Raw genomic sequence first — 9,841 nt, 5'->3', positions numbered from 1 at the left:
TGAGTCCCCTGAAGGGCCGTCGAAGACTACGACGTTGATAGGTTGGGTGTGTAAGCGCTGTGAGGCGTTGAGCTAACCAATACTAATTGCCCGTGAGGCTTGACCATATAACACCCAAGCAATTTGATTACTCGAAAGAGCATCAGATTGCGGTGTGTGAAGACGAAACGAACCGAAAGTTCGAATCTGCTCAAAGCAACGCACAACACCGAAAGCTATCACATACCCAATTTGCTGAAGCGAGGTCATCTGGCCACGATTCAGTACCCGAATTTCTTGACGACCATAGAGCATTGGAACCACCTGATCCCATCCCGAACTCAGCAGTGAAACGATGCATCGCCGATGGTAGTGTGGGGTTTCCCCATGTGAGAGTAGGTCATCGTCAAGATTAAATTCCGAAACCCCTATCTGCGTATGCAGGTAGGGGTTTTGTTTTTGTCCGCGAGAAAGTGCGCACCCTACTGTGCCTGTTTCGGGCGGCACCAGGCTGCCACAAAATGCTAAGGTTCGGCCCTGGCTCAGGCACTTATCCAAGGAAGCATTCATGGCGGACGGCTCGCTACTCAGTACTGGTTTTATGGTGGTTCACGGCAACCGCCTGGATGAACTGCGTAGCCTGGTGGTCAGTTGGATGCGGCGTTATCCGCTGGCGCCCCTGGAAAACGAAATCGCCCTGGTGCAGAGCAACGGTATTGCCCAATGGCTGAAGCTGGCATTGGCCGAAGACCCGGAAGAAGACGACATGGGCGGTTGTGGCATTGCCGCAGCCATTGATGTGCAATTGCCCGGCAGCTTCATGTGGCAGTTGTACCGCCTGGTCCTGGGGCGTGCCGAGATTCCCGCCAAGTCCTTGCTGGACAAGGCCCCGCTGACCTGGCGCCTGATGCGCTTGCTGCCCGAACTGATCGATCAGCCACATTTCGAACCGCTGCAGCGCTTCCTGACCCACGACAACGACCTGCGTAAACGCTACCAGCTGGCTGAGCGCCTCGCCGATCTGTTCGACCAGTACCAGGTGTACCGAGCCGACTGGCTGGAAGACTGGGCCGCCGGGCGCCATCAATTACGCAACGGCAGAGGCGAGAGCAAGCCGCTGACCCCCGCCAACTGCTGGCAGGCGGAGTTGTGGCGTGCGCTATTGCTCGACGTCGGAGCGCAAGGCATGGCGCAGAGCCGCGCCGGGGTTCACCAACGTTTCATTGAGACCATCACCCGGCTCGACACCGCGCCTGCCGGCCTGCCGTCCAGGGTGATCGTTTTTGGTATTTCCTCGCTGCCGGCCCAGGCCCTGGAAGCACTGGCCGGGCTGGCCCGTTTCAGCCAGGTGCTGCTCTGCGTACATAACCCTTGTCGACACCATTGGGCGGACATCGTCGCCGATAAAGACCTGTTAAGGCACCAATACAAGCGTCAGGCGCGCAAGGCCGGGATGCCGGTGGTGCTCGATCCGCAAACCCTGCATCAGCACGCGCACCCGCTGCTGGCGGCGTGGGGCAAGCAAGGCCGCGACTACATCAACCTGCTCGACAGCTATGACGATCCCAACAGCTATCGCTCGGCCTTTCGCGACGGACGTATCGACCTGTTCAGCGAAAGCCAGCCACTGACGCTGCTCAACCAACTGCAGGACGACATCCTCGAATTGCGTCCGCTGAGCGAAACCCGCGAACTATGGCCAGTCGTGGATCTGGCGCAGGATGAGTCGATCCGTTTTCACATAGCCCACAGCGCGCAACGGGAAGTCGAGATCCTCCATGACCAGTTGCTCGCGCGCTTCAGTGCCGACCCCCAGTTGCGCCCGCGGGATGTGATCGTGATGGTGCCGGATGTCGACAGCTATGCGCCGCACATCAGCGCGGTATTCGGGCAGCTGGAGCGCACTGATCCGCGCTTCATTCCGTTTACCCTCACCGACCAGGGCCAGCGCGGCCGTGATCCGCTGCTGATTGCCGTGGAGCACCTGCTGAAGTTGCCCGACAGCCGTTTCCCGGTCAGCGAAATCCTCGACCTGCTGGACGTGCCCGCCTTGCGCGCGCGATTCGGGGTACAGGAGCGCGACCTGCCGACCCTGCATCGCTGGATCGAAGGCGCCGGGATCCGCTGGGGCATGAGCGCCGAGCAACGCGCCGGCCTCGGCCTGCCCGACGCACTGGAGCAGAACAGTTGGCGCTTCGGCTTACGGCGCATGCTGCTCGGCTACGCGGTGGGCAGTGGCCAGGCCTGCGACGGCATCGAACCCTACGATGAAATCGGTGGCCTGGATGCGGCCTTGATCGGGCCCCTGGTGGCCTTGCTCGATGCCTTGCAGATCGCCCACGATGAACTCAGCCAGGCCGCTTCCCCCGAACAATGGGGTAGCCGGTTGCAAGCGCTGATGCAGCTGTTTTTCCTGGCCAGCAACGAACACGATGACTACCTGCTGGCCCAGCTCCAATTGCTGCGTGAAACCTGGCTGGAGACCTGTGAGTCAGTTGGCTTGCACGATCCGCTGCCCCTGACGGTGGTGCGCGAAGCCTGGTTGGCCGGCCTCGATCAGGGCCGCCTGTCCCAACGCTTCCTCGCCGGCGCGGTGAATTTCTGCACCCTGATGCCGATGCGCGCCATCCCCTTCAAGTTGGTGTGCCTGCTGGGCATGAACGACGGCGACTACCCGCGCGCCCAACCACCGCTGGACTTCGACCTGATGGGCAGCGACTACCGCCCCGGCGATCGTTCACGGCGCGAGGATGACCGTTACCTGCTGCTCGAGGCCTTGCTCTCGGCGCGGGACCAGCTCTACATCAGTTGGGTCGGGCGCAGCATCCGCGACAACAGCGAGCGTCCGGCCTCGGTGCTGATCGGACAGTTGCGTGACCACCTGGCCAATGGCTGGAAGCTCGCCGGCGAGCCAGATGCACTGCTCGAAGCGCTGACCCAGGAACACCCGTTGCAACCCTTCAGCGCCCGTTATTTCCATGAAGGCGATGGGCTCTTCAGCTATGCCCGGGAATGGCAGCTGCTGCACGAGCAGCACGCGGCCCAACCAGCGTCGACACTGCTGGACCCCTACGTGCAAGAAGAGCCGTTGTCCCTGGGCCAGCTCCAGGATTTCCTGCGCAACCCGGTCCGGCACTTTTTCAGCCAGCGCTTGAAAGTATTTTTCGAAGCCGCCGAAGCGCCGCTGGCCGACGAAGAACCTTTCGTCCTCGATGCCTTGCAGCGCTACAGCCTGAGCGACAGTCTGCTGACCGCCGCCCTCGGTCATCTGGATCAACCCGAGCCCGCGTTGCTGGCCCAGGCCAAGCGCCTGCAGGACAGCGGCTTGCTGCCCATGGCCGGTTTTGGCGAGTGCCTGCAGCGTGAATTGATCGAGCCACTGCCGGACCTGTTGCAGCGTTATCAACACCTGCTGCAGTTGTGGCCTACGCCACTGACCAGCGCCTTGCCCGTATCGCTCAACCTGCAGGGCGTGAGCCTGGAAGGTTGGCTGGGTGGCCTGCATCAGCGCAGCGATGGTGGGTTGCTGACAGTCACCAGCATTCCCAACAGCATCGGATCGCCCAAGACGCGTAAGTGGCATCGCCTGATCCGGCCCTGGGTCAATCACCTGGTGGCCTGTGCCAGCGGCCTGTCGATGACCACCGGGTTGGTCGCCAGTGATGACAGCCTGCTGCTGGACCCGTTGGATCAGCCCCATGCCGAGCAGCTCCTCGGTGAACTGATGCAAGCCTGGCAAGCGGGCATGCGCCAGCCCCTGCCCATCGCGGTCAAGACCGCCTTCGCCTGGCTCGGCCAGACCGACCCGCTCAAGGCGGATGCCGCTGCCCGCAAGGCCTACGAAGGCGATGGCCAGACTTCCGAGGGTGAGCGCCGCGAAAGCCCGGCCCTGGCGCGCCAGTTCCCCGACTACAACGCCCTGTTGGCCGACGAGACCTTTGACGGCTGGTGCGACGCGCTCTACCGGCCATTGCTCGTGGCACCCTGGCGCTCACTGACCGGCGAGGAGTCAAATTGATGACCGCGACATTGCCCCTGGCCCTGGCGTTTCCCCTGCGCGGCAGCCAATTGATCGAAGCCAGCGCCGGCACTGGCAAGACCTTCACCATCTCCGCGCTGTACCTGCGCCTGGTGCTTGGCCACGGTGACGCCACCAGCGGCTTTGGCCGCGAATTGTTGCCGCCGCAGATCCTCGTCGTGACCTTCACCGACGCGGCCACCAAGGAACTGCGCGAGCGAATCCGCACGCGCCTGGCCGAAGCCGCACGGTTTTTCCGCGACGAGACCCCGGCCCCCGACAGCCTGATTGCCGACCTGCGCGCCGAATACCGCGCCGAGCAATGGCCCGCCTGTGCCAACCGCCTGGACATCGCCGCGCAGTGGATGGACGAGGCAGCCGTCTCGACCATCCACAGCTGGTGCCAGCGCATGCTGCGCGAACATGCTTTCGACAGCGGCAGCCTGTTTACCCAATCCCTGGAAACCGACCACAGCGATCTGCTCGGCGAAGTGGTGCGTGATTACTGGCGCCTGTATTGCTATCCCATGCAGGGCGATGCGCTGAACTGGGTCCGTGCCAACTGGGGCGGACCTGCCGCATTGCTCGCGCGAGTGCGCGGCCTGTTCGACAGTGAGCGCGACAGCATCGAAGGCGAGTCGCCGCAGCAGTTGATCGCCGCCTGTCTTGAACAGCGGCGCGAGGCCCTGGTGACGCTCAAGGCGCCCTGGCTGGTCTGGGCGCAGGAGCTGCGGGACATCTGCCTGCAAGGCGTCGCCAGCAAGGCGGTCGACGGGCGCAAGATGCAAGCGCGCTACTTCGAGCCCTGGTTCGAGAAAATCAGCGCCTGGGCCGAAGATCCAGCCCTCGAGCAACTGGACATTGGCACCGGCTTCATCCGCCTGACACCCGAGGGCATGGCCGAAGCCTGGAAAGGCCAGGCGCCGGACCATCCCGGGCTGGACGCCATGGCCGGCCTGAAGGCCCGGCTCGATGCGCTGCCGACCCCGGACGCCGCCGTGTTGAAGCATGCGGCGCAGTGGGTGGGCGGGCGTTTTGAGGAAGAGAAACGCCGGCGTGCCGAAATGGGCTTCGACGACATGCTGCTGCGCCTGCGCGCAGCGTTGCAGGCCGATGGCGGCGAGCGCCTGGCGACCTTGATCCGTGAGCAGTTCCCGGTTGCCTTGATCGATGAATTCCAGGACACCGACCCGGTGCAGTACCGCATCTTCGAGCGCATCTACCGCATCGAAGACAACGACCCGGAGTGCGGGCTGTTTCTGATCGGTGACCCGAAGCAGGCGATTTACGCCTTCCGTGGCGCCGACATCTACACCTACCTGCGAGCGCGCCAGGCCACCACCGGCCGCCTGCACACCCTGGGTACCAACTTTCGCTCCAGCCACGGCATGGTCGCGGCGGTGAACCACGTGTTCCAGACTGCCGAACTGCGGGAGCAGGGCCGGGGCGCGTTTCTGTTCCGCGAGCCCAACGGTGACAACCCGGTGCCCTTTGCCCCGGTCGAATCCCAGGGGCGCAAGGAGTCGTTGCAGATCGACGGCCAGGCCGTGCCGGCGCTGAACCTCTGGCATCTGCCCAGCGAGCAGGCACTTTCCGGGGTGGTCTATCGCCAGCAACTGGCCGCGGCCTGCGCCAGTCAAATCACCGCGTTGCTCAATGGCGGCCAGCAGGGGCGGGCGGGTTTTGTCCGCGACAGCCAGGCCTTCAGGGGCTTGTTGCCGGCCGACATCGCGATCCTGGTGCGCGACGGCAAGGAAGCCCAAGCGGTGCGCCATGAGTTGTCGGCCCGCGGTGTGCGCAGCGTCTATCTCTCGGACAAGGACTCGGTGTTCGCCGCCCAGGAGGCCCATGACCTGCTGAGCTGGCTCAAGGCGTGCGCCGAACCGGATGTCGAGCGCCCGCTGCGGGCGGCCCTGGGCAGCACCACCTTGAACCTGCCGCTGAGCGAACTGGAGCGCCTGAACCAGGATGAGCTGGCCTGGGAAACGCGGGTCATGCAGTTCCGCCAGTATCGCGAGGTCTGGCGCAAGCAGGGCGTGTTGCCGATGCTACGGCGCCTGCTCCACGACTTCCAGTTGCCGCAAGTGCTGATCGCCCGCAGTGATGGCGAGCGGGTGCTGACCAACCTGCTGCACCTTTCGGAACTGTTGCAACAGGCCGCCGCCGAACTCGACGGCGAGCAGGCACTGATCCGTCACCTGTCCGAGCACCTGGCGTTGTCCGGGCAGGCGGGTGAGGAACAGATTCTGCGCCTGGAAAGCGACGAGCAACTGGTCAAGGTGGTGACCATCCACAAATCCAAGGGCCTGGAATACCCGCTGGTGTTCCTGCCCTTTATCTGCTCGGCCAAGCCGGTGGATGGCAGTCGCTTGCCGTTGCACTACCACGATGAGCGCGGCAAACCCCAGGTCACCCTGAACCCGACGCCCGAGCTGATCGCCCTGGCCGACCATGAACGCCTGGCCGAAGACCTGCGCCTGCTCTATGTGGCCCTGACCCGCGCCCAGCATGCGTGCTGGCTGGGTGTCGCCGACCTCAAGCGTGGCAACAGCAACAGCTCGGTATTGCACCTGTCGGCCCTGGGCTATGTGCTCGGCGGCGGTGCTGCGCTGGCGCAGTCCAGTGGCCTGTCCGCCTGGCTACATGCGCTGGAGCAAGGTTGTGCGGCGTTGCAGCATCAGCCGATGCCCGCCGCCAGCGACGAGCAGTACCAGCCGCCGCGCAACGCCGCACGGTTGCTGGCAGCGCTGAGTCCCAAGCGCAAGGCCGCGGAAAACTGGTGGATCGCCTCCTACAGTGGGCTGCGCATTGGCGACAGCCTTGCTGCCGCCAGCGAGGAAGCCCCGGAAAGTGCCCAGGCGCAAAAACTGTTCGATGACGAACGCCTCGACCCCGATGCCCCCCGTGAAGTGCAGGCCAGTGGCGGCGATATCCATCGCTTCCCGCGTGGGCCCAACCCGGGCACCTTCCTCCACGGCCTGCTGGAGTGGGCCGGTGACGAGGGATTCAGTGCCGACCCGCAGGCGATCGACGACGCCATTGCCCGGCGCTGCAACCGTCGCGGCTGGCAGGGCTGGATCGTCACGCTGAGCGACTGGCTGCAGCACTTGCTGCAGGTCCCACTGCGCCTGGGCGCCGAGCAACCGCCGGTGGTCCTCGGAAACCTGCGCGAATACCGGGTCGAGATGGAGTTCTGGTTCGCCAGCCATAAAGTCGATGTGCTCAAGCTCGACGAACTGGTGCGCCAATACACCCACGGCGGCGTCGCCCGGGTGGGTGCCGAGTCGATGCTGCTCAACGGCATGTTCAAGGGCTTTATCGACCTGACCTTCGAGCACGCCGGGCGCTACTACGTGGCCGACTATAAATCCAACTGGCTGGGCAGCGACGATTCGGCCTACACCGAGCAGGCAATGGAGCAGTCGATTCTCGACCATCGCTACGACCTGCAATACGTGCTGTACCTGCTGGCCCTGCATCGCCAACTCAAGGCGCGCCTCGCCGACTACGACTACGACCGGCACATGGGCGGCGCCCTGTACCTGTTTTTGCGCGGTACCCGGGCGGCGAGCCAGGGCGCCTATTTCGCCCGCCCGCCGCGCGAGCTGATCGAACGCCTGGACCGCTTGTTCCAGGGCAAACCAGAAGCCAAGCCTGAACCGGCCTGGGAGCAGGGTGTATTGCTATGAACCGTTCCTTTGCCGACCTGTTACCCACGCCGCTGACGGCCGAGAGCCTGGCGCAACTCCAGCCCCTGAGCAGCGCCGGCGATTTGTTGCTGCTGCTGGAGCGTTGGGTCGAGCGCGGCTGGTTGCGCGCGCTGGACAAAGCCTTCGTCGCCTTCCTCCACGAGCGGGCGCCGCAAGACGATCCACTGGTGCTGCTGGCGGCGACCTTGACCAGTCACCAACTGGGGCATGGTCACGTCTGCCTCGACCTGTTCGAGACCCTCAAAGCGCCGGACTTCGCCCTGTCCTTGCCACCGGAAGGCGACGTGCAGACTGGCGCCCAGTTGTTGCCCTCGCAATTGCTCGAAGGCCTGGACGGCGCGCACTGGTGCAAGGTGCTGGCCTCCAGCCCGTTGGTGGCGCTGGCCGCCGATGGACGTGAAGAAACCCTGCAGCGCCCGTTGGTGCTGTCCGGCAAACGCCTGTACCTGCGCCGCTACTGGGCCTACGAACGGCGCATCGACCAGGCGCTGCGCCAGCGCCTGGTCGCCGCCGAACCGACCCCGGTCGACCTGCCCGAGCGCCTGGGCGGGCTGTTCGGCCAGGCGCGCGCCGGTGCGCCGATCGACTGGCAGAAGCTCGCCTGTGCCCTGGCCACCCGCAGTGCCTTCAGCATCATTACCGGCGGACCGGGCACCGGCAAGACCACCACCGTGGTGCGCTTGCTGGCGTTGCTCCAGGCGCCTGCCGTGGAGGCGGGCAAGCCGCTGCGCATTCGCCTTGCGGCTCCGACGGGCAAGGCAGCCGCGCGCCTCACCGAGTCCATCAGCCAACAGGTACGCAGCCTGCAGGTCGCCGACGCGGTGCGGGACAAGATCCCCGCTGACGTAACCACGGTCCACCGCCTGCTGGGCAGCCGTCCCGGCACTCGGCACTTTCGCCATCACGCTGGCAATCGCCTGCCGCTGGACGTGCTGGTGGTGGATGAGGCGTCGATGATCGATCTGGAAATGATGGCCAATCTGCTCGACGCCTTGCCGCTCCATGCCCGCCTGGTGCTGCTGGGCGACAAGGACCAACTGGCGTCGGTGGAAGCCGGTGCCGTGCTGGGCGACCTGTGCCGGGATGCCGAAGCTGGCTGGTACAGCCCGCAGACCCGGGCCTGGCTGGAGACGGTCAGCGTTGAGGACCTGGGCAGCAGCGGCCTGCAGGAAGACCTCGACGCCAGCCACCCGCTGGCGCAACAAGTGGTGATGTTGCGTCACTCGCGGCGCTTTGGCGAAGGCAGTGGCATCGGCCAGTTGGCGCGCTGGGTCAACCAGCAGCAGGCTGAGGAGGCGCGCAAGTTGCTGGCGGCCCGCAGTCACGCCGACCTGTTTGTCCTGGCGCTCAAGGGCGAGCAGGACCGGGCCCTGGAGCGCCTGTTGCTGGAAGGTCACGGTGACGGGCCGCAGGGTTACCGGCATTACCTGAGCCTGTTGCGCAACCAGCGCCCCAGCCCGGACGCCGTGCCTGAGGATCAGGTGTGGACGGATTGGGCGCGGCAGGTGTTGCAGGCCTTCGATGCGTTCCAGCTGCTGTGCGCGGTGCGCAAGGGACCCTGGGGCGTCGAAGGACTCAATCAGCGCATCACCGCGGCGCTGCTCAAGGCCCGGCTGATCGACAGCGACCAGCAGTGGTACGAAGGTCGTCCGGTGCTGATGACCCGCAACGACTACGGCCTGGGCTTGATGAACGGCGACATCGGCATCGCCCTCAAATTACCTGAGCGCGATGCCCTGCCTGGCGGCAAGCAGGTGCTGCGCGTGGCCTTTGCCCGCAACGACGGGCGGGGCGGGGTACGGTTCGTGTTGCCCAGTCGGCTCAACGATGTAGAGACCGTCTACGCCATGACCGTGCACAAATCCCAGGGCTCGGAATTCGCCCACACCGCGCTGATTCTGCCGGACGCCCTCAACCCGGTGCTGACCAAGGAACTGATCTACACCGGCATCACCCGGGCCAAGGATTGGTTCAGCCTGATCGAGTCGCGCAGCGGGGTGTTTGAAGAGGCGGTCAAGCGCAAGGTCAAGCGCTTGAGCGGGCTGATGCTGGAATTGGCGGACGCCAGCGATAGGTGACCGATCGGTCAGCTTCCTCAGCGTCTCGCCAGTGCTGCAACAAACGGCATAGCCCC

3 protein-coding genes and 2 rRNA genes are annotated in these 9,841 nt (G+C 64.8%); all 5 read left to right on the top strand.

Translation table 11 applies throughout. From position 1 onward, the window contains the following. Window positions 1–107: ribosomal RNA gene (locus CKW24_RS25300) — 23S ribosomal RNA — on the top strand; the annotation flags it as partial. Window positions 108–275: 168 nt separating this feature from the next. After that, a 5S ribosomal RNA gene (gene rrf, locus CKW24_RS25295) occupies window positions 276–391 on the top strand. Window positions 392–547: 156 nt separating this feature from the next. Then, window positions 548–3,997: an exodeoxyribonuclease V subunit gamma gene (gene recC / locus CKW24_RS25290; protein ID WP_095171317.1), complete on the top strand. Its 3,450-nt coding sequence runs from the start codon at window positions 548–550 to the stop codon at window positions 3,995–3,997. Continuing rightward, window positions 3,997–7,686: an exodeoxyribonuclease V subunit beta gene (recB, locus tag CKW24_RS25285; RefSeq protein WP_095171307.1), complete on the top strand. Its 3,690-nt coding sequence runs from the start codon at window positions 3,997–3,999 to the stop codon at window positions 7,684–7,686. The genes recC and recB overlap by 1 nt, the downstream gene beginning before the upstream one ends. Beyond that, a complete protein-coding gene (gene recD / locus CKW24_RS25280) occupies window positions 7,683–9,785 on the top strand; it encodes an exodeoxyribonuclease V subunit alpha (RefSeq protein WP_095171306.1) in 2,103 nt (700 codons plus the stop codon). The genes recB and recD overlap by 4 nt, the downstream gene beginning before the upstream one ends. Window positions 9,786–9,841: the final 56 nt, after the last annotated feature.

It is taken from the genome of Pseudomonas sp. Irchel 3H3 (genome assembly GCF_900187635.1).
Lineage (GTDB): Bacteria > Pseudomonadota > Gammaproteobacteria > Pseudomonadales > Pseudomonadaceae > Aquipseudomonas.
This window is presented reverse-complemented; position numbering and strand designations above follow the sequence as displayed.